The 21,475-nt window shown below is 41.2% G+C and carries 21 protein-coding genes; 9 read left to right on the forward strand and 12 right to left on the reverse strand.

The features are described from left to right. Positions 1–432 precede the first annotated feature (432 nt). The 8 genes from F458_RS0114050 to F458_RS0114085 all read right to left on the reverse strand — a co-directional run bounded on the left by F458_RS0114050 (position 433) and on the right by F458_RS0114085 (position 6,600). Positions 433–984: a SprT-like domain-containing protein gene (locus F458_RS0114050; protein WP_018984063.1), complete on the reverse strand. Its 552-nt coding sequence runs from the start codon at positions 982–984 to the stop codon at positions 433–435. Positions 985–1,171: 187 nt separating this feature from the next. Continuing rightward, entirely contained in the window at positions 1,172–2,905 is a 1,734-nt protein-coding gene (locus F458_RS0114055; protein ID WP_018984064.1) for an adenine nucleotide alpha hydrolase family protein, read from the reverse strand. A gap of 153 nt (positions 2,906–3,058) precedes the next feature. After that, positions 3,059–3,238 (reverse strand): carbon storage regulator CsrA, encoded by a 180-nt coding sequence (gene csrA, locus F458_RS0114060; RefSeq protein WP_018984065.1) that lies wholly within the window; start codon positions 3,236–3,238, stop codon positions 3,059–3,061. A 110-nt stretch (positions 3,239–3,348) separates the two neighbouring features. After that, positions 3,349–3,783 (reverse strand): hypothetical protein, encoded by a 435-nt coding sequence (locus tag F458_RS0114065; RefSeq protein ID WP_018984066.1) that lies wholly within the window; start codon positions 3,781–3,783, stop codon positions 3,349–3,351. 139 nt (positions 3,784–3,922) lie between these two features. After that, complete coding sequence (locus F458_RS0114070; protein WP_018984067.1) at positions 3,923–4,381, reverse strand: hypothetical protein; 459 nt, start codon at positions 4,379–4,381, stop codon at positions 3,923–3,925. A 993-nt stretch (positions 4,382–5,374) separates the two neighbouring features. Next, entirely contained in the window at positions 5,375–5,659 is a 285-nt protein-coding gene (locus tag F458_RS0114075) for a hypothetical protein (RefSeq protein ID WP_018984068.1), read from the reverse strand. A 43-nt stretch (positions 5,660–5,702) separates the two neighbouring features. Next, positions 5,703–5,966: a hypothetical protein gene (locus F458_RS0114080; protein ID WP_018984069.1), complete on the reverse strand. Its 264-nt coding sequence runs from the start codon at positions 5,964–5,966 to the stop codon at positions 5,703–5,705. A 223-nt stretch (positions 5,967–6,189) separates the two neighbouring features. Continuing rightward, positions 6,190–6,600 carry a hypothetical protein gene (locus tag F458_RS0114085; protein WP_018984070.1) on the reverse strand — a complete coding sequence of 137 codons (411 nt, stop codon included), beginning with the start codon at positions 6,598–6,600 and terminating at the stop codon, positions 6,190–6,192. A gap of 322 nt (positions 6,601–6,922) precedes the next feature. On the opposite strand from F458_RS0114085, the gene F458_RS0114090 reads away from it, so the two are divergent. Then, on the forward strand, positions 6,923–7,660 hold the full coding sequence (locus tag F458_RS0114090) for a DNA/RNA non-specific endonuclease (protein ID WP_018984071.1): 738 nt from the start codon (positions 6,923–6,925) through the stop codon (positions 7,658–7,660). 140 nt (positions 7,661–7,800) lie between these two features. Here the strand turns inward: F458_RS0114090 and F458_RS0114095 are convergent, their stop codons facing one another. Further along, a complete protein-coding gene (locus F458_RS0114095; protein ID WP_018984072.1) occupies positions 7,801–8,031 on the reverse strand; it encodes a hypothetical protein in 231 nt (76 codons plus the stop codon). 208 nt (positions 8,032–8,239) lie between these two features. Here F458_RS0114095 and F458_RS0114100 point away from each other — a divergent pair, with 208 nt between their 5' ends. The 4 genes from F458_RS0114100 to F458_RS0114115 all read left to right on the forward strand — a co-directional run bounded on the left by F458_RS0114100 (position 8,240) and on the right by F458_RS0114115 (position 11,743). After that, the gene (locus F458_RS0114100; protein ID WP_018984073.1) at positions 8,240–9,505 is read left to right on the forward strand and encodes a ParA family protein; all 1,266 of its coding nucleotides are present in this window, start codon (positions 8,240–8,242) and stop codon (positions 9,503–9,505) included. A gap of 9 nt (positions 9,506–9,514) precedes the next feature. Continuing rightward, positions 9,515–10,450 carry a hypothetical protein gene (locus F458_RS0114105; protein WP_018984074.1) on the forward strand — a complete coding sequence of 312 codons (936 nt, stop codon included), beginning with the start codon at positions 9,515–9,517 and terminating at the stop codon, positions 10,448–10,450. Between the two features lie 152 nt (positions 10,451–10,602). Further along, a complete protein-coding gene (locus F458_RS0114110) occupies positions 10,603–10,932 on the forward strand; it encodes a hypothetical protein (RefSeq protein ID WP_018984075.1) in 330 nt (109 codons plus the stop codon). Between the two features lie 475 nt (positions 10,933–11,407). Further along, positions 11,408–11,743 (forward strand): hypothetical protein, encoded by a 336-nt coding sequence (locus F458_RS0114115; RefSeq protein ID WP_156824257.1) that lies wholly within the window; start codon positions 11,408–11,410, stop codon positions 11,741–11,743. Positions 11,744–11,773: 30 nt separating this feature from the next. Here the strand turns inward: F458_RS0114115 and F458_RS0114120 are convergent, their stop codons facing one another. Both F458_RS0114120 and F458_RS0114125 read right to left on the reverse strand, forming a co-directional pair. After that, on the reverse strand, positions 11,774–12,307 hold the full coding sequence (locus tag F458_RS0114120) for a hypothetical protein (protein ID WP_018984077.1): 534 nt from the start codon (positions 12,305–12,307) through the stop codon (positions 11,774–11,776). Between the two features lie 59 nt (positions 12,308–12,366). Beyond that, positions 12,367–12,594 (reverse strand): hypothetical protein, encoded by a 228-nt coding sequence (locus F458_RS0114125; RefSeq protein ID WP_018984078.1) that lies wholly within the window; start codon positions 12,592–12,594, stop codon positions 12,367–12,369. A gap of 158 nt (positions 12,595–12,752) precedes the next feature. On the opposite strand from F458_RS0114125, the gene F458_RS0114130 reads away from it, so the two are divergent. The 4 genes from F458_RS0114130 to F458_RS0114145 all read left to right on the forward strand — a co-directional run bounded on the left by F458_RS0114130 (position 12,753) and on the right by F458_RS0114145 (position 18,725). Continuing rightward, positions 12,753–16,151, forward strand: coding sequence for a UvrD-helicase domain-containing protein (locus F458_RS0114130; protein ID WP_018984079.1), 3,399 nt, complete (start codon positions 12,753–12,755; stop codon positions 16,149–16,151). 274 nt (positions 16,152–16,425) lie between these two features. Further along, positions 16,426–16,845 carry a hypothetical protein gene (locus F458_RS0114135; RefSeq protein WP_018984080.1) on the forward strand — a complete coding sequence of 140 codons (420 nt, stop codon included), beginning with the start codon at positions 16,426–16,428 and terminating at the stop codon, positions 16,843–16,845. 243 nt (positions 16,846–17,088) lie between these two features. Next, entirely contained in the window at positions 17,089–17,541 is a 453-nt protein-coding gene (locus F458_RS0114140; RefSeq protein WP_018984081.1) for a hypothetical protein, read from the forward strand. Then, on the forward strand, positions 17,538–18,725 hold the full coding sequence (locus F458_RS0114145; RefSeq protein WP_018984082.1) for an acyltransferase family protein: 1,188 nt from the start codon (positions 17,538–17,540) through the stop codon (positions 18,723–18,725). Before F458_RS0114140 ends, F458_RS0114145 begins: the two co-directional genes overlap by 4 nt. A gap of 36 nt (positions 18,726–18,761) precedes the next feature. Here F458_RS0114145 and F458_RS0114150 read toward each other — a convergent pair whose 3' ends face one another. Next, a complete protein-coding gene (locus F458_RS0114150) occupies positions 18,762–21,407 on the reverse strand; it encodes a PD-(D/E)XK nuclease family protein (protein ID WP_018984083.1) in 2,646 nt (881 codons plus the stop codon). Positions 21,408–21,475: the final 68 nt, after the last annotated feature.

The following is a 21,475-nucleotide window of genomic DNA, read 5'->3' on the forward strand; positions in this document are numbered from 1 at the left end:
ATAGCTTATTTTCATTTCAGTGATCATAAAATCACTCTCCTATGATGATTTTTTCAAACACACTACCCTACTATTATCAAAAAAAAGTGAAATTTGGGGTAGTGGCTGTATGAAAGATAGCCTAAAAAGCCGCTTTACATGACACTTAGCTAGCCATCTTCGCTCTGAACTACACTTAGAGCTTAAACAAAGTCGCGTTTTACGACATTTAGCTAGCCATCATCGCTTTGAACAACACTTAGAGCTTAAACAAAGTCGCGTTATACGACACTTAGCTAGTCATCATTGCTCTGAACAACACTTAGAGCTTAAACAAAGTCGCGTTATACGACACTTAGCTCGTCATCATCGCTCTGAACAACACTTAAAGCCTACAAGTCGCTTTGAACGACACTTAGCTCGGATAATAAGGTCTCACAGTTCAATTAGCGTTTAGTCCTTTAAATTTTCATCACAGATGGTCAGTTCGGGGAGTTTTGAACAGAAATTAACATACTCATATCTATCTATCCGTATACCCTTAAAGCTATGATTACCTTTATACTGAAGATAACGCTTAGTCCTTCTATAAGCCCCACCCAGATCAAGCACCTGGCCTGCACTCGTATATGCAAGCAAACGATATTTGTAAGGGGTATTGTTTTTAATTGACTGCTTTAAAGCTTCAGACGGTAGCCTTTCACTTTCCAACAACCTTTCTAGAGCATGCCTAAACTGCTTGTTGTGTCCCTGCTTTAGGCCTACTATCAAATGCGCAATCTCATGCAGCAAAGTGTTGGTTAATTGTGCCAATGCTGGAGTATTTAAAAATGCCGAGCTTATTCTGATCGTACCGTCCCTCGACGCTTCACCATACTTTGTAGCAAGCATTTCAACAGTAAGCTTTGAAAATGGATGAGCCCAATGCGCTTCGAGAAATGCTTTCCTTGCTTTAGCCAAGCACCTTGATAATTCAGCCTGTATGATTTCTTCTGTGATCTTCATAAATTGCACCTTGATTTGAATACAGTGCAACGTAGCTTGAGGAAAGTCTTGGTCAAATTATGCAGCAGCCCCCGCCCTACCCCACCTAAAAAAATAATAAGGGATGCTCATGGGGATAATTTGAAAGCTGTTTAAGCCAACCCCTGAAGCGATAGCGACAAGGGGGAGGCAGTCAGCCTGAAGCTGACTAAAAATCCATGACTGCCTGTGGCTGAGTCATCGTCTGTTTCTGACTGGCCAATAATAAATGTGCTGTATACTCTTCTTTTGAAATTGACGCCCCCGTACAGATATGTTCAAAAGATTTGCCATACGTCGTACTAAGAGCGTTATATACTTGGGCACGTTGTGTCTCTGCATGTAACCGTGGGATCGAACCTTTGCGAAGCTTCAAAAGGCCACATTCCAACATGGCTTTGATAATCGTAGTTGGACACTTACCTTTACCCCAGTGTCCCATGTTGAGTGAATCCGGGAACCACTCTTCTACAAAGCTCATGGCCATCCCGCACTCGCTTCTGATTTCAGCACTATTTGCTTCCTCGAATGGCACCAGGTCAATTTCCGTCCCCAGCTTCGCTACTCGGTGAAGTCGGCCAGTGACGACGCTATGGCGGTCATCTTCATGCAAGCCTGTGCACTCATGGAGTGATACATAGCCATTGATGTCGAAGTATCTGTATTCAGGTAACTTGGCTGGTTCAGCATATTGAGTATTAGGTATTGGATAACGCAATCCATCAGTATGAACTTCATGCCAAATACGAATCGCCTCTCCTGCGAGCTGCTCACCACCCTCTCGTGCCCAGTGATATTGAATCATCAATAACTCTTTGTAGCCTATTAGCTGGAACCGGTGAGCCTCATATCCATACCGATCGTAAAATGCTTCTTCTTCAAGTGCATCAATGGTAAGGACGTAACGAAGCAGATCTTGTCTGTATGCAAGAGAATACTGATTGTAGCCAACCTTCACGAAGCCACCAGCTTTAAGCTCACGGCCCATCATGGAGCGCGAATATTGGTAGTCATAAAGAGTATTAACCATAAATTCACGAAGTTTGACCATTGGAGCCATATACCCGTATGTCTCCTGGCTTGTATCTATCTGAGCCTGCAAGCTTTTGTCATTTTCGACCATGGCGCACAACATACAGCCAAATCGTGCCCCACAGGCCTTGTCTGTTTGCTTATTAGTACCTGCGAAAAGATCGCAAGTACCAGAGTTGCCTGCAGCATAGTGCTTTCTAAGCCCTTTAGCATGGTCTTCTATAAAAGACTCGATATCGTCTTGCTCGATTGCGTTGGCCAGCGACCATACATCCGTAAGACTCCAGTCTTTGATTGGAGCAATCGTAAAGCCCATATCTGTACGCACAACACTATCTGCAGTCTCACCGCGCTTTTCTATATTGGCTGCCCGGATAACAGACTCTTGGCTGCGAGTACCGCTGGCGGAAACAACCTTTTCAGTCTGGTGCGTTGCCTTAACCTCTCTCAAAAAGCGCTTCATTGGCTCAATTTTCCAATCTATGGTGCAATCACGTCCATTGTTGCTCGTCATAGGTGTTCTGAGCAGCTTTCCACGTCCCAAATACTCAACCATCGGTAGGTTAGATAGTGAGGGGGTGATCTCTTTGGTATAAATTGGAAGTCCATGTTCACGACCGAACCTGGTCGCAGCATCGTGTACATCAAGGATAAAGTTATGAAGTTCAAAGTTGTCTATCGTGGTGTTGGTTGTCACGATATATAGTGGACCTGCCATAGGGTTTTCTTTGATAGCCTGCTTGAGCCCTTCAACAGCGCAGTGCGCTACACAAATGCTGTCTTTGCCTGATAAACCTACAGTGACTACCCAGTTATTTGAGAAAAGATTGGTAAATGTATCAACGGTTCGATTGAGTTTTGACAGCTGCATGATTTTAACCCTTTGAATAATATAGGGTTAATGTGTCACGTGAGGCGGCGATGGCAACTCAGAGGGCAGCTAACCTCTGGAACCAAAATAAAAAACGTTTAGTTCATATAGATGATAAGGTGGTCGAAAAGCCGGGCTGTTGGGTCCCACTAGTTATTGAGCAGAAGATTTCTCATTCTGAATTTTCTCATAGATCTCTTCACGATGGACATCTACATGTTGGGGAGCAGAAATACCTATTCTAACTTGGTTCCCTTTTATACCAAGCACTGTAATTGTTTTGTCATCATCAATTCTTAGTGATTCACCCGCCCGGCGTGTCAAAATTAGCATTGAAAGTCCTTTATATATTTAAGATTGGTGGTAAGCGCCAGCGATAGCAGGCGCTTAAGTTAAAATACGGGAGTCTAAGTCAAGTGTGAAACAGATTCCCGATTTATCGACTATTTGGTTATTATCCGAGACTTTTTCATAGCGCAGATGAAATGAAGTTGTACATCACCTTTTTTAAATGTTGTTGAGTCTAATGGTGCTGTGTCTGGGCGTTGAAGTAGGAATGCATTTGCAGATGTAACGCTGTCAAAAACCCCTGCTATTTGAAAATAACCTCCATAGGTATACATATACATGTCAGCAAAAGGGAGTGAGTTAGACGACAAATTTTCAAGGTCATATTTATTTAACCCTGAATATAAATCTGCCATCAGCTGAATCTCTGGAAAACCAGGCAAGGTTGATACCGCTATTTTGTCCTTATTCTTAAACAGGATAGCATGACCTACTTCATTAAAGGCCAAGTGGGTTATCCGGTGCAACTTGCTCATAGATTTTACATAGAGAACGTGACGGTTTTCGGTGGTTAGCTTTAGATAATTCATGTTACCTCCAATATTTCAATGGAAGTAATGTTGCAGCTGGTGGATATCGTGCAATTTATACGGAATGTCGATGCCTAACATCGAACTTTATGGTCATAGGAGCAGCACTTCAGCATTATTTAATACTACTCCCCCACTCTCAATGATGTGTGGCGCCACCTGCTGACAAGTTATAAGTATGGTAACCGCTAAACTGTTTGCCCAAAGATATATGAGTAAATACTTCTCTTAACCTTTCTAGCACAATCAACCAATCATGCTGACCGGCCACTATGAAAGTTTCCTTACCTGAGAAATATTGAATATTAATTCCTATAGCCAGTTCGTTTTCAATCTCTGAAAGTATTGAATCCCGATTGCATACAGCGCGGTCAAATAAATATCTTTTAAATTCACTTTTTGTTGCTACGCGAGTTAAGATTTCTTCTATGTCTCTGCTGGTTATGCTGTCACACAGAGACTGTGTAGGTAATCTGATGCAGGTAGAGACTTCAAAACAAGGGGTATCATTAGTACCCTGCCCCATAGCACTACTATCTACTTTACAGGTAGATCTATCACTAATGATATTCAATCGATCCACAAATTTTTCTTCCATTCGCTGTTCTCCTAAAGTAAGAACTTATAAAGTGAAGAAGTTGGTAGACAAGGCAAAACCTGAGGAAGATGAACAATGGTGAGACTGAATATTTGGAATGTTGAAGTAGAAATTTCAACGGTTGAAAATGTGCTTCTTGGAAAGTTTCAACGGTTGAAAATGTGCTTCTTAGGAAGTTTCAACAGTTGAAAATATGCTTCTTGAGAAGTTTCAACGGTTGAAAATGCCCTTTTTGGGAGTTTCAACGGTTGAAAAATGAAATGTTTAAGGTGTTAGAGGCCTGCGGCTAACAAGGTTATATCTTTTAAAATATCTCAGTTGCTTGTGAACGGCTCCACAATCAGCAAGTCCGAAGCCAATCCATCAAGTCTCTCTTAAAGTTTGATAAAGGTTCTTTCGAACCAAGCTTTTTCGTATAGATACTGCGCAACATAGGTTAGGTATTTCCTTTCCGTGTCAGCAAATACAGTCTCCTGGATAAACTGGGTATCCGTTGGATGCTAATTAAAAACTGCTACGTTTAGTAACGATGTTTGATTGTGTGTATCGTTGAGCTGGTCTATAAGTTGCTGAACTCCCCTAATATTGAATTGTTCATTAGGGGAATACAGAGCCTGATAAGTAAGAGGGTTAAGGATACATCGAGCTTGAATTGTCTGCTGAATATGATTGGCAATACAGACATGGTGACCCATTATATATCCGCAAAAAGTCTGTTCAGATAATTCATCCAATTGTTTCTTTAGATCCAATCATTGACTGGAAACGTTGTTCGAGCAATCTCTGGTATCAAAAAAAGCCAAGTTGCTGTGATATATGTCTACACGCCTTAGATTTTCCGCAACCTTCGAAACCAGCGATTGAGAGATATTTTCTAATTGTTTTGGGGTAATTAGTCATTAAGCAGGTCCATGGTTAAGCTGGTGGTTCTAATGTGCATTTAGTATGACTTTTACCTATGAAGCTGAAGCGTTAGTGAGTCATCAGCACCATTCATTTTTTAAACTTAATATACTTGTAGCCAAATTCTCTCGCTCTAATAAATGCTGGCCTCAACAAGTCTGGTACACCAGAATAATTTGTAGCCATGCTGACAATAAGCTCATAAATATGGTCCACACCATTGTTTAAATTTGCATAGCTTGATACTTCACTTATAAAACGCCACTCTTCGAATGCTTCAGTTTCGTTGTGTTTACCGAGAATATGCTGCATATCGATAGTTAAGATCTCACCATAGGTAGCTCCCGGCAACACGCTATCCATTTTACAATTCATGAAGGTTCTCCTTTCTGAGTATGAGACAAACTAAGTCAATACTTTACTGACGTGTAACCTTAATGACTTTAATGACTTTTGGTATTTCGCCATTTGTTATTATAAAAAGAGTTTCAATCGAGCACTTCACCTTGAGTTTTGTTGAGCGAGACTTTATTTGACTAGAAAATTTTTTAATCGATTGACGGTAGCTACCGTCGTCGTCAGCTACTGGTAAGAAAACCCCATAGTTGCCCGGTTCGCCCCTTAATACCTCAAGCAAAGATTTTGATTCAAAAGAAATATGTTTTAGCGTTGACTTTTTCATTCGTACTCTCAGTTAGTTGGATTCTAGGTCAACGTATTGAGTTAAAGGCTTAAGTCGAATTTGAGGGAACCGCCCGTTTGAAGGAGAGAGGAGGGTCTTCTAACTTATGGATAAAGCTAAATCTAGCGTTTGCTGCCGTATATTTTCAACGGTTGAAAAAGTAAGGAGTGTTGTCAAGCTGGGACGTCTAAAGTGGAGTAGGGCAAACAAGTTTGCCCCGCTATTAGCAGCGTATCTCAAAGCGACCGTTAGCTACTTCTAAAAGAGGAACCGTTATACCTGATGCTAATATTGAAGCATTTTTGACGGGTACACTTTCTACCATATCACCATCAGGTTCATCACATATCCTTTGCTTACACTCGCAATGTGATTGAGCCCACATAAGACCCTCTTGAGGATCATTAAATAAACACTTAATCAACGAAGCTACCTTGTTAATATCGTCTGTAAGTTCTATCCCCAAAAATGTTCCGTTGATGTGATATAGATAGTTTTTACTTTCTACAACGAAATAAAGGCTGCTTATTTGATCACCAAAACCTGAATTCCTGATTCTGATTTGACCGCAGTTTAGTTTCACATCTAATTTTTGTTTGGAAACCTGGAATCTCATAGGGCCTTTTAAAAACATAACTTAACTCTTACCAATTAACCTCCATCAAGAATAAGCGGTTGATAACGCTAGTTATATAGACTGTATAGACTATTGCATCATCTACGCTGCAAAGAAGTGCAATATCACACCTTTGCACTGCTAACAGAAAGAACTTTTCTTCATACTTATATCAGACCCAGACTAACAGTGTAGTTGCCAAATCAGTTTAATATTCAAATTTTCAACCGTTGAAAAAGTTTGCAGTGAATTGGTTCTCTTAAATTGGACACAACATTAATCTCGGTCACAGTTCAACTGAAGTTATAACCCTTGAATGAAAAGAATATATAGGTGGGCTATGAATAAAACTATTAAGTTATTGATTGTGTTGGGTGTGTACTTGAACGCTAGCGGTGTACAAGCATTTGGAAATGAGTTTTTAGATTTCGGTTTTTATCAAATGGGATACAGTTGTGAACATAAGGGTTTCAATTGGATTCAGTATGAAACTGTCCCTGATACTGGCGAACTAAAGCGTTACAAAGGATTCCATCGTGAGGATAAGCTACCTGAACACTGCAGGAAGAAGAGTACCTCAACATTCAAGCGCCCGGCCGGAACCACGCAGTATCACCGCGGTCACGGTGTGCATAGTAATCTTTGGGACCATAGCGTAAAAATGATGCGCGCAACCAATACCATGGCAAATGTTGTCCCTCATGAAGCGTATCAAAATGTTCATGGACTTTGGCGATATACAGAGAAACTTACTGAGTGTTATAGAGATTTAGGAACTGTAAATGTTTGGCTGGGTAACGTATGGGGAAATGATGAGACAAACGATCATTTCGTATTAAGCCATGGAGTCACTACGCCTGATTTCCTTTGGAAAGTATTAGTTAGAAGTGATGGAGAGATTAATGCCTGGATTATCCCTAACAATAGACAAGCAACTCAATACAATGCAGCCAGATATGAGGTTTCTGTGCAGAAAATACTAGATACAGTTAACTATCAAGTGCCTGGTCTTGATGGTCTAGCAAGTCACAAAGTCTCTAAAACGTGGTGGCTTCCAAAAGGATGCTCGCTAAGATAATTTTCAACGGTTGAAAAAGTCATAGTCATGATTTCAATATGCTATGACTCTATCACCACAAGAGTCCAATAGGTTGAGCTGTAAGTTTTAATCAAAAGCGCGATCGAACGCTTGGAACTTTCCTTTTAAAATTTTACGAACTAATCAGCAGTTAAATTAAACGTATCAACAAAACCCGGTTCTATCCGGTAATGTGAAGACTCGACTACTTCGCCATTTAGCAACTTTTCTAAATCAGACTCACTAAGTTCAAAGTGTTGGGTTGCTCTTATTCTAAGCTCTTGTTCAGTAATCTGTTGCTCACCGCTATGTGAGTGTAAATCACTAACACGATAGTAATCGGGTACAAGTCTCAAAATTTCACTAGCCATAATGGCTCCTCGCTATTCAGTGACCCCGATAGTACCAGAGTAAATTACAATTGCAAAAACGGAGTAACCTGCCTCTAGGCCAAGCCAGTAAAGCCAACATGATTTTTGTGGCAATATTCCAATAAATTGAATAATATTGTTGAAGGTGATTTTTTTCGGATATTAATTCGATAGGTTCATGCTCAGTCAAACTTTTAAGGAATAGGAAATGTCAGACATCATTGGGGAATTAAGAGTACTTGGGGCAAGGCTCCAGGAGGATAGTGAGACACGATTAAAAACTATTCAGGAAGAAAACGTCGATCAAGATATTGATACCGTTGTTAAGAACCATAGTCTGTCGTTAAGTGAATTAAGTAGGGCACTGGGCCTGCAAACCAATGTACTGAAATCATTTGTGAACGATGCTATTGAAAAAGGCCTTATACCTCCCGTTCTGCAAGCAGCGAATAAACGGCATTTATTTACGTTAGAGCACTGCCATATGATTACTGATCTATTGCACAGCTCCGGCGAAGTTAAAATGAAGAAAAAGCTATGGCGAGATGAGCATGAAGGTTTAGCTTCAATCATGGTTGCATCTCTCAAGGGAGGAACAGGAAAAACTCAGACTGCAACATCACTCGCTGTAGGGCTGTCACTCAATGTGTCTGAAGCAAAGAGAGTATTGCTAGTAGACCTAGATCCGCAAGGTTCACAACGGAATATAATGCAAATCGATGAAAATGACGAATTGATGCTAACAGCTGTAGACTTAATGCTTGGTGATAAAGAACCTGATAGTGATTATCAAAGTCTTATCAATGCCGGACACAGTCACGAAGAAATAGTTAAAGCTTCACTTTTTGATACGCATATTCCGAATTTAAAACTGCTGCCTGCGCACCCTTCAGATGAACGCTTCAACGCATTTGCTTGGCAGGAAATCATTGATGGCTCTAAGCAGGGTGGGGCGGATGTCACTGAGTTACTTAAACAAAAAGTTATTGATGTAGTTAAAGATGATTTTGATATTGTAATTTTTGATTCAGCTCCAAGCATAAACCCGTTAGTTTGGTCAGGCTATGAGTCTTGTAATTTCGTGATTGTTCCTTGTGCCACACGAAGCCTGGACTGGTCTGCTGTTAAGGAGTATTTAATAGATCTCCCTGATAAATTCGAACAACTTCCGTCTGAAGGAAAGCAGATAAAAGGTGTTCACGTTGTAGCAACAATGTTTGAAGATGATAAGCCGGCCAGTGATGACGTGCTGATGAGAATGAAGCGTCACGTTGGCGACAAAATGTTCAACACCACAATTCCCAAATCTAACGCTTTCGAAGTGGCTGTTAGCATCCATCGTACCCCCCTTGATATTAGAAAATCCGAAAAACTGGTTTCAACACGGCAGTTGGATAAATCTACCATGGCAATCAACAGCTTTGTGCGAGAGGTAAAGCTTCGACTGACCAGCCATTTTGCAAAAACTAAGTAAGGTATAGGTATGAAAAGTCCATCACAGATGTACCGCGGCTCTAAGAACAAGTCAAAATTGGGGGCGATGCTCAATCAACAACCGAAAGTCAAAGCGCCTTCTGTCGTGCCCCAGCAAGCGCCTATTGAGTTCGAATATAGAGAACTATCAAAAGAAGAAGCTAAAGAATTATGCTTGCCACATGAAGACAATCAACGCTGTTGGAATATGTTAACTATGGGGGCAGTGGCTGATATATATCCCTCTATTTCAAAAGCTGGGTTTAACTCAGAGGTGGCAGAGGCTGTAGAGATTGATAGTAAGCTGCACATCATAAAAGGCTTGCGCAGGTTATATTGTGTCACTCATACGCCTGGAGATTGCGTGTTCAGAGTTCTCGTCTCTAAAAACATGACCAAACAGGATCAGTTTGAACGAGCTCGAACAGGAGATATTTATGATAGCCCGAATATATTGGATATAGGTTTTCGTTTAGCTGAAAGGTATCAGGGAAGAGGTGAGGGAGTAACAATGGGAGAATTGGCAGAGCAAGAAGGTATTGCTCTTGGCAAGGTATCTGAGGCTATAGCATTTACGAAATTTCCTTCATATATCTATGGGGCCTTCCCGGGACTTCGTTATATTCGCTATAAATGGCTTCGTTATTTTAAGAAAGAAGAAGACAAACTTTCGAAGCTGGAAGGCCAATTGACTCAGGTTCAAGAAGGGGAGACCTTTGATTCTGTTCATGAAGCAGAGCAATCTGCTGAGGCAACGTTCTCGCATATCAAGTCACTGCTTCAAGAACCCAAGGTAGTAACCGTAAAAAATAAGGATTGGGAGAAGATTACACCAACCAAAGGTTTTAAAGTTGATGTGAAAGGGAATGATATATCCATCAAATTTAATACAAACAAAGTAGATCAAGACTTGCTAACGAGGCTAGAAGAGCTAATCAAGCGATAAGGTAATTTCTGTGCTCCCATACGTATTTTTTGGGTAAATATCATTCGTAACGACTCATAATCATACTATCTACCTGACCTTAATCCGGGAAAAGGTAGATATCATCGTCTAATGGCTTAACATCAGAATCAAATCTGACAAGAAGTTAAGCAATGCGAAAGATCAAGAGTTTAGTCGATGATATTGGAGCCCAGGTGTATCAACCACAACTTGATGATTCTCTCAGCGATCTGAAAACAAAGGCAGTGGTTCAGCAATATGCTACTGAGATAACAAAAAACAGAATTGTTGTGAATTACATTGTCGTCGCGCTGATGCAAGGTAGTATCAGTGAAAAAGACGCGATGGACTTAGTAGAGAGAGCTTCTACATTTGACGGTCTTAATGATGTGTACAGTAGTTTAATTGAAAAGGTATCGCAGATAATACTCAAGCCTGATGAATGCCGGCGATTTAATATAACGACAATACAATCTCATTAAAATCTGAAGAGCGAAACATTAAATTTCGATTTAATGACGCTAAAGGCTTGAAGTTTTCTATCTGAATAAAAAAGCGGCTTACACTCGTTCCATTTCATACTTAAGTATGTTAACTCATACTATTAAGCTGGCGAAAATCCTAATTTGGTCGCAAATTGACCTTTTTTTCCCAAATATTTGCATATATTATCCTTCCAACGCATTCGGGTAAGAAAAAGATCAGTTATATATTTCATTATTTCTTGCCTATTTGCCGAATGTTTATGCATTGCTTAGTACAATATTCGATAAGTAATAAATCTCTATACGTTATTGAACCTTAGAATGGATTGATCAAATCAACAGCTTAGCATTTTGGGTGTTTGGCTGTAGCGAGCACGGAGCTCAGAAATGGCGTATCAGTATTAAAGTTTTTGATGTCAGCTACCGACACATGTTCGTCAAAAACTCATCAAATTTCAGATTGGGGAAAATCATGGTTGATACCACAAAAAATAACAAAGGGAATGTGCTCTGTATCGATGGGATACATATTCCTTTACCAGACGATGCTAAATTTGTAATGCAAGAGCCCAATGGTGTCTGGTATTGGACAACCCGACGTCCCCGTTTTATCTTTGATGAGTATGAAAAAACAAAAGAGATTGGCTGGATGCACAAAAAGAACCCTGTTTTTGTTGAAAGTGAATACAAACATCAAAAACCGCTAATTACTGAATTAACTGCACCAAGTTGGATGGAGACATTGCAAAGGGTGGTTACGGCAGAACTGATGCCTGCTCAAAGATTTTTGGCCGGGTCAGCAAGCTAATAAGAAAACAGCACATATGTGCTGTTTTTTTTATTGGGTAAGAGCCCAAGCCCTGTGTCTCTCCCAGTTATTATAAAACCACCCGCTTATATTCTTGATTGGTTCCCCAACCAGTTCCTCATACATCGGCCTCGCCAGATTTAGCTCTACCTTTGTCATCTCTGGTAACTCTTGGGTGTAGTCCCCGAGTTTCGACTTGGCCACGCTGGCGGATCTTAAGTGGTCTATCCAAGGATTAATTTTATCAGCTTGCCTAAGAGTTCCTTCAAATGTTGTCAGTGCACTGAATAGCTCCTCGTCTTTTGGAGCACCTTCAAAAACCAAAGTGTTATAAAGCATCACTGGAGAGTAATAGTATACGGCTTCTTTTATCCGCTTTTGCATTGCAGGAAGTTCTTTGGCTCTGAAAAAAGGTGGGCACAAAACCATATTTTTAGGTGCATTTGGGAACATCGCGTTAACACCGTTCATGCAGTAGATGTCCCAGACGTATGGCAGGCTTTCTGAAGCCGACTTTGTAGTTCTACCTTTTTTTGTCAGAAGTTTTGATAATTTGTTCAGCATATATCCTATCCCCGGTAACTATTAGTTTCAGTGACCTAATGTAGATACCTCGGTTTTACCTACTCATTACCTTTTGAGGCCTCTTCAAAATCACCAAAACGAATATCATCGAGAAACTGCTTTTTTGCAGGAAGGGGCAGCATGATTGCGAAAATAATAGCCGCCCCTAACATAGCATGGAACATTGGAAATTGAAGAATTGCCAGAAAAATGAATATCGCAACATAGATAGCACCATGTCGCTCTATAGTACCAAGTCTGTTCAGTAGTGATGTCAGTTTGCTCATAGTCGGTCCTTTGTAAATTACCCATGCATATTATCAATCATCAATATTCACTGTTTGCTATTTCCCGATTTATCGCACTTTTGTGAACCCTCTATATGCTAAATATGCGTGTTCCTTCTATTTTGACGTCGAAGGAAAAGCATGCACGTTATCTTTGAATGTTAATTTTATTGGATAAAGTGATGACCAACAGGACTTCGAAAGACAGTATCGTGCAGCTTCAACACACGCTTTTGGATGCTAGCGCCGGAACGGGAAAAACAAGTGAGTTGGTTAAGCGCACATTGCGAGCCTATTTGGCAGTATCTACTCCTGACCAAGTACTTGATTTAACCTTTACAAATAAAGCAGCGTCAGAAATGCGTCAAAGAATTATCAGCGAACTAAAGAATGCTGATTCGGAAACCTCTGTTGAGTCTACACATGAAATGGAGATGCGAAGCCTGGCAAAAAAGGTGTTAGCTCGTGACAGAGCATTAGGCTGGGATATTCTCAAAAATCCAAACCAACTTGAGATCAAAACATTTGATTCACTGTGTTCAAGTATCGTGTCACAGGCCCCATTGACCTCAAAAGTTGGTGGCGCTGCAGCAATCGCTGAAAACCCTTTATCTATCTACAAGCAAGCCGCTGATGAATTACTTCGAGATTACAAAAAAGATTGCGCGTGGAGCGATAATGTTCGGAGGCTGTTACAGCATGTAAACCATAATTTTGAGACCGCAAGTTCTATGCTTGTTGAGCTATTGGGTTCCCGAGACCAGTGGTTGCCCATAATTCTGGAAGCTAAAAACACTGCCGGTCGAAGAGCTGCATTAGAAAAGAACAACCTGAAACTGTTGAATGTTATTTTCACCCCCTTTATCAGAGCCTGTAAGGCCATCGAGGATGAAATATTTCAAGTAATAGAATACGCCTATTCAAATGCAGGCGAGGCGCTTAGAGAAGCTTTGAAGCCGCTAGTTAAAATTTCAGTGCTGCCTGGAAAGGTAAGTAACTCTTCTGATTTGAACATCTACCACAGTTTGCTTAATTACTTCGTAAGCAAATCTGGCCGACCGAGCTTTTACAAAAAACTTAACAAAACAAAAGGGTTTCCAGCACTGACAGCATTTAAAGAGTCAGAGCAAAAATCCATAGCAGAAATGCAAAACGAAAATGCAAAGGAAGTAATTCAGTACCTTCAAGATTCTAACCTGCAAATGTGGTTGTCTGCGATGTGTAAAGCTAACGATTATCGCTTTTCAGAGCAGGAGTGGGAGTTACTTGACTCGCTGATTTCTCTTCTTCCCTTACTGGCAGCGCGTCTCTTATTGATATTCAAAAATACTGGGCGAATAGACTTTGTGCAAATGGCTGCTTCGGCCAGTGCAGCGCTGGGGGAGGTAGATAGTCCAACCAATCTGGCACTTAAATTAGATAACAAATACAAGCATATTCTAGTAGATGAGTTTCAGGACTGTAACCTCACACAGATTGAGTTACTTACTAAGTTAACCTTTGGTTGGGAACAAGGGGATGGCAGAAGCATGTTTTTAGTTGGTGATAAAAAGCAGAGTATCTATATGTTTCGAGGCTCCAACGTCTCAGTATTTTCTTTGGTTGCGATTAACGGGATTAACGAAATAAAGTTCAATGTGAGAAGATTAGAAAACAACTACCGTTCACAGGCTTGTCTTGTGGGTTGGGTAAACGATGTTTTCGAACCAGCATTTGGGTTATCTGAGGATATTGTCACGGGGGCCACTAAGTTTCATCCTTCTCTCGCCAGAAAGGCACCGCTTGAAGGCAGCCCTGTCGAAGTGGAATTGTTTGATGAGCGTGGCGGACTTGTAACAGAAGCAAGCTATATCTGCCAACAGATAGATCTAATCAAAGAAATGGACCCAGCAGCCAGCATAGCCGTCTTAGCTCGTACCAGAAACGACCTATCCGCAATTACGGAAGCATTTCGGGACAATGATGTTGGTCATCGTGCTGTAGACATTCATAAGTTATCTCGACAAGCATCAATTATTGACTTAACAGTGCTTACTCGCTCAGTTTCACACTTAGCAGATAAGACAGCCTGGATAGGACTTCTTCGTAGCCCTATGGTCGGATTGTCTATTGGTGAACTGGAGTTGGTAGTTAAAGGAGTAAGGGGGTATGTGAAGCCGGGGGAGCTAGTAATCGATCTTCTCCAAAACGATACTACAATAAGCCAGTTACAGAAGGGGTCACAAACAAGAATAAAAAAACTTTTACGAGTTATTGAGCAGTCAATTAGCCAGCTTGAAAGGAAAACACTTAGCGACATAATCAAAGGGGCGTATTACGAACTTAACGGCCTCAGTACACTGAAGTCAGAAGCTGAGCTCAAAAACATTGACGCTTTTTTCAAAATGCTGAGAAAGTTTGACCACAATGGCTTCGAACTTGAGCTTTTTGAAAATGAGATTGATCGACTATACGCCATAGACCAAAAATCAACAGGGTCCGTCAGTATAATGACTATTCATAAAGCCAAGGGTCTTGAATTCGATTATGTGTTTGTACCTGGCTCGCATAAGTCTATTCGTGGTGATGTACCACGACTGATCGATAGCGATACATTACTATCTAGTAATGGAGAGCCTACCCCGGTGGTTGCGCCGTCCACTGAGACTGGACTAAAGGAGCCTCGAATCAATGAGATGATCCGCGGTTTTTCTAAAGTAAAGAAATCTTTAGAATCAGTAAGGACTGCTTACGTTGCTTTAACGCGTGCTAAGAAAAAAATGTTCATCACTGGTCTTGCCAATTCCCAGAATGAAAACCTACGTTTTGCAAGTACCTCTATTTTAGCAATAATTCAAAAGAGGCTTCCTGACGGCTTAATTGTGAGACAGGGAGGGGAGGCACCTCCAGCCGATACGAGACCCAAGCGTGCTATCATAGCTAATGTGATAACTCCCCCTTTACCCGAAAACAATGTATTGGCGCAATACCGGGGCCTGATGAACGTTAGTAATGAAGTGCTACCTGAATTTGACTGGTGCCGAGACATCAATCGGTGTACAGGGATCATTCTTCATCAAGCTCTTGAAGATATGGCTAAACATGGAGTTGACTCCTATTTTAAAGACGGTATTGAGCGAAAAAGAGCAAAATACTCATCACAGTTTAAACAGCTTGGTCTAAACGTAAGACTGATACATAAAGCGATTCAAAAGCTTGAGAAGCAACTTTCCCAATTGCGAAAAGACGAAACAATTTATTGGTTGTTGCAACCAAGAACATCTTCAGAGACTGAGGTCGCTTTTATTTTGAAGGATGGTGGCAAACGGAAGATGAAACGAATTGACCATACATTTGTGGCTGATGGGGTGCGTTACTTTTTCGATTTTAAAACCAGTGAGCCAAACCCAGGTGAAGGGACAAGCCAGTTCGTAGCAAGGATGCTTTCTCAATACGAGAGGAAGATGAAACAGTATCGCCAATGCTTTCCCAATGAGAAATATGTTAGAGGCGGGCTCTATCTGACTTCAATAAACCTACTTGCCTGGTATGACAGAAAATCATTAATAGCAGCATAATGGCCTTGAGCTCAGTAAGCCTCTTCGGGGGCTTATCATATTTCGCTCGAAAAAGGAGTATTGGCAATACTTCTTTAGGTGAATGGAAAAAAAATTTTTTTGCGCTAAAATCCAGTCTATAAAGGTGTTCAGAAGAATATGGCTTATATCTTCGCAATCAAAAAGCGGAGCTTTCCTTTTAACCATATATTCAATCTGTATACTACGTTTTTTGTACACGATTATGTAGCATTCTTGATGCGGTCATTTTCAAGAATTATCTGAAGGCAGAGAAATGTTAGACCTGTTAAAAAAGGTTTCTAAAGGGATATATAAACCACAAGCTAGCGAGAAGGTACAGGCTGCCTTAGAGTCTCCAGAAGGCAAGGAGTACACGCAATTTTTGATGCATGGTCTGCTGGCTCAAAACTATATTCTTAATATGAAATTTAAAGGAAAGCTCTCAAATAAAGAGTTTGAAGAATTGGTAAAGTTAGCCGGTACCAGGGATGGCGTGATGCAACTTTCGGCGCATATGGTTTTGAGTGGTGTTGACGCTGAGAAAAGCTTTGCGGGTATCAATATGGTTTCACCCGAAGTTGTAGAAGACCCAGATAAGTTAGATCCTTCAATCGAGAAACATTTGATTGAGCCTGAAGACCCCACAACAATTGAATCAAGTACCAATCCAGCAACTGTTAAAAAAATAAACTAAACCCAATTTCAGCAACAGGTGAGAACCCGGATAAGTTTCTTGGACTCAGAGGTTTTAGTTACATGTCTCGAGTTCAGGTGAGCATTGTTCTGGACTGTTAAATATAAAAATTTCTGTTTTCTATTGAAGTTTCGCCTGACTGCCACCGCAAACTAAGAAATCTCTACTTATTGAACTTATTGTATATCGACGCCACCAGCATCTCCGTAAGATGACCTAACCTTTGTTGGCAAGGTCCTCAACATGCAAAATATACGCTTCGTACTTATTCTCATATTGGCTGTCATCGCCTTTGGCTGCACGCCTGAAAATTCAATTTCTACTATTAGTATGTCTCCACCTTTTGGAAGCGAAGGTCCCTGGCAACTTATTACCTATGATGAACAACGCCTTGAGCGGGAAGTTGTTAAGTTTGAAAATGGTGAAGCTTTTGCCATAGCAAAGGCTGTTTACATGAATCGTTACGGAAAAATAGTGTTCAAGGATGGTAGCCCTATTCTGACTATTGATGGCGATGAACTGTATTGGAATGACCAAGGCCTTTTTCTGACAAGTTCTGGCCACATTACAAAGAAAAGTAGATATTTTTCAATAGATGGCAAACCAGTGAGCGATAGTATTCCCCTAATGTTCAGAGACACGCTGCTACAAGCAAAAGCCGACCTGGCGAGTCAGAAAGCTGGAGCAAATAAATGAAGCGATTAGGTTACCTTGATGGCCTGCGTGGCTTATTGGCGTTAATTGTCTTTGGCGAACACTTTTTGAAAGTATTTTATCCAACAGCTATGACGCACGAGACTGTATGGCACGATGGCTCATACTTTGACTTCACTTTTGTATTTTCTCCGCTCACATATATTTACAATGGGGCCTTCGCTGTATCTGGATTTTTTGTATTGTCAGGCTATTTGCTAATGCGATCGGTCTGGTATGCAGACAACAAAGAGAGAGCCTTCCATATTCAACAGATAGGGCGAAGATATCTGCGGTTCGCAGTACCTATCACAGCTTCGTTGCTCTTTGTGCTCATATCAGGTCAATTAGGTTTACTTAATAACGATGCTTTTATTCAAGAAACTGGCTCGAAACTGAAGAACATCTATCAAAGCCAAGAACCTATGATATTTTGGGACGTGTTAGTGCAGGGGTTCGGCTCTTCTTTGTTTGCCTTTGACTATCGTCATAACCCTGTATTGTGGATGATGACGCCGGAAATGTTTGCGGTGATCACGTTCGGCGTCTTTGGCAGCATCCTAAATAATTTAGCATCGAGCCAGGTTACTAGAGCCATGTGCCTGTCGATCTTTTTAAGTATTTCCTATTTCTTTGTAAGCGGCTACCTCTTTGTAGGTATATGGATTGGAGCACTGATATTTGGCGTAGATTTACTATGGCGCCGTTTAACTCGAAATCATCGGCTGGTAGCTTTAGGATTTTTTGCAGTAGGTGCCGCCATGCTTCTGATTAACCTGAAAGGAGGAGCATCTAATCCTTTTCTGGTTGGAAAGGGCAGTGAACACGCTTCTAATATAGCTTATACCTTGTACGGTATTGCTTGGGGGGGCTTATTACTGGGCTTATTGCATTTGCCTGTTCTGCAGAATGTGCTTAACAATAAAAGTCTACAGTCTCTAGGAAAGTCGAGTTTCGGTATTTATCTATTCCACTATCCACTTTTGGGGGTGTTAGCCGTGCCTATAGTTAATACATTTTCCTTACCATGGGGAATAGAAACACTTTTAGCCGGTGTGGCCACCTTAGCGGCTTCTTACCTTATTGGGCTGGTTAGCTATAGATGGATTGAAAGGCCAATTATTATGGCTAAAAGCATTACGTTTCAGATTAAATACGATGATTACAAGGCCCAGACTCAGACTTGATAACAGGACCGGAGCTGGGCGCCATTTTGTATCGTGTTAGCTACGGCAAATGATATTTTTCTTACAATATCTACAAGCATCTGTACTAGGGGTGACCTGTGCTGCACCGGCAATAAAGCGCTTAGCTATGAGATTGAGTTGGCTCTTCCAATGGTCCAGTGCCTCTTTGAAGTCACTTGAAAGGCTTAATCTCGCTTTTTCAGTGGGTACCATCCCCTTGCCCACATCTGTGCCATCACTTACTCCCAGCATTCTGATTCCATTCTTTTTAATACCCGCATAGGCCACTCCGCAGACATCAGCGGGCTCTGAAATGGCGGCAAGTGGAAGTTGCACATCGCGTAAGGCAGTAGGCGAAATCTTCAATGATAAACTGCCAGATTTATAATCAATTGGAACTTTAGAGGTGAATTGATTGTTTTCGTCCTGCACACAGTCTATTCGGTCAAGTCGAATAGAAATTGAAATACTGCCCGAGCTGGCGCTTTCTTTATCCCCGTTGTGTAGTAAGTCGCCAAGTATGACTGTTCGATCCTCCTCAATAGCTTCAACCATAAATGGCGGCCGTGTTTTCTCAAAATCCAACCATTGGTTAACGATAAGATTAAAACTGGATTTTTCCATCTTTAACAAACTTTCATCAATATCATGACGCCCTCTTAAGGCTATAAAAGATTCATCTATCTTTTGTGATACAAGGCGGTGCTGTTGCTCTTCATTTAATTCGAGCAGGTCTGCCTGAGCCCTTAAAACTCTCCAGATCCGAGCCATGATGTCATGTAGTAACTGGCCTCTGACAGAGGCGCTTAGGCCATCTCTTACCATGGGGAAATCCCTCACCCGCAAGCGGTTATCCATGAAGTTCATGAAAGGGCATAAAGTCTCTTTCTGTAGGATTGAGACGCCCCCCCGGGCCTTTTGGGATATATCTATTGGAGCCGGCTCATCAAATTCGGTCTGCACCGGTATTCGGTGAAGGAGGTATGACTGATAGTCAATTGAAGGCGCGTTGAACCATTCTACTGGTGCAACGTCTCCAGAAACAAAATAACTCGGCGTTAACTCAGATTCATGTTGATATTGGCAGTACGAGTAAACAATTTCAGTACAGTTTCTACTGTATCTACTCAATATGGATTCAAAAAATGAAAGTTCACGATTAGCATCTGCATGAGGCATTTTATGGTCAATCTGCAGCTGTAGTGGTAAAAAAGTATTTGGAGAAGCTTTAGCTGGGACGGTACCCATATTCATATCTAGCACAAGCATCTTGTCAAACCGAAGGCCGGCAGCTTCGAGTAACCCCATAACCTGAATAGGCGTTTCTTTTGTTTCAGGTGAATATAAAGTGTTATTGCAAGCTGTTAGTAAATAAAACAAAGCATCATCAATTGAAATATCAGTCTCAAACGTAAAATTGCCACTGAGCTCCAAAAGTAGCTCCTTGAACTGCTTTAACGCTTGAAACTCTTCGGAGTTGAGGTTGCGTTCCCCAGGCCAGCCGATCGCTTTTAGAGAGTCATCGAACAACGTTAACCATTGAGCCAATGAAGTAGCGCTACCCCGGTTATTCAGTGTGTTAGCAAACCTCCCAATAGCATAAGAAAGTTTTCGAGGGCAAGTTGGGTCTCCGGTCAAGTTCAGCAATGAATATGTAGTGTTTCCCCTTTCTCTAAGTTGTAAATCGAACCGGGCGCGTCTGCTTCTCTCGATGATTGAATGACCGATAAAAGGAGACTTAACAATTTTAAAAATTTCTTCTGCTGCAACTTCCTCTAGTCCAGTGCGAAGGATTTTTAAGGCCGTGTTTATCAGTGGTTGGCTGGAAAGAGGTGTACCAGCAGTTATGTTATAAGGCTGGGTGTAACTGGGAACATTAGGCAATATCACCTGCGGTTCAAAAACTTCATTTAAAGCACTTACAATAGCTTCACGTTTTGCAGGTAAGTCGGGTACTACGATAGCTATTCGTGCTTTAGGATCTTGTAAGTGAGCGTGATGGGCCCATTTGGCCATATTCGATAGTTGTTCATCATCATCATAGTTACTCAGCGAAAAGGGTTTCGCTTGATTTATATCTGAAAAGTCACTGTGAAAGACATCCGAATGTTTCGCAAAGGCCTGGAATAACTTTTCATGGAGAGGTGGCAGATCGTCAAACGAAAATACGCAAACACATTCCGGAGCAGCTAAAACGCCACTTTCAATCGCTTCTATGATTATGAGCAGCGCTTCTTCAGTAGAAACTACTCCGTAAGTGGAGCGCTTTACCTCCTTTTGCCAATTCTTAAACACTTCTGATTCCGCCGAGTCTGCATCAAAGCTACCCACACACCACTGTGCCAGTCTCTTGTTGGCAGCAACAGCTTGGTTAGCAAGTTCAGTTGGATTAAGAATTGTCTCGATATTTTTATCTTTACGAATTACATCTACCCACCGATAAAACAAAGTGGTGTCGCTCAATAATGCGCAATTGGTAGCTTTTTGGAAATCTTGCGATTGAAGGTTGCTCCATGCCTTTTCGATATAATCAGCCAATGACAGCACTGAAGGGACTTTAACGGATTGTACGCCCTCTTCTAAAATTTTTGCATCAGTAGCCTTTGCAATTACAGCGTCTCTAAGCCGAGTGTTAGGTGTAATAGTCAAAAGGCCAGGTTGGTAAAAGTCAGGTGCATTCATTACGATATCTCATCTAAATACTTTGATTTAAGACGAATGTAATTGTCGTTAAATGCTGCGCAAATTAG

It is taken from the genome of Salinimonas chungwhensis DSM 16280 (assembly GCF_000378185.1).
Lineage (GTDB): Bacteria > Pseudomonadota > Gammaproteobacteria > Enterobacterales > Alteromonadaceae > Alteromonas > Alteromonas chungwhensis.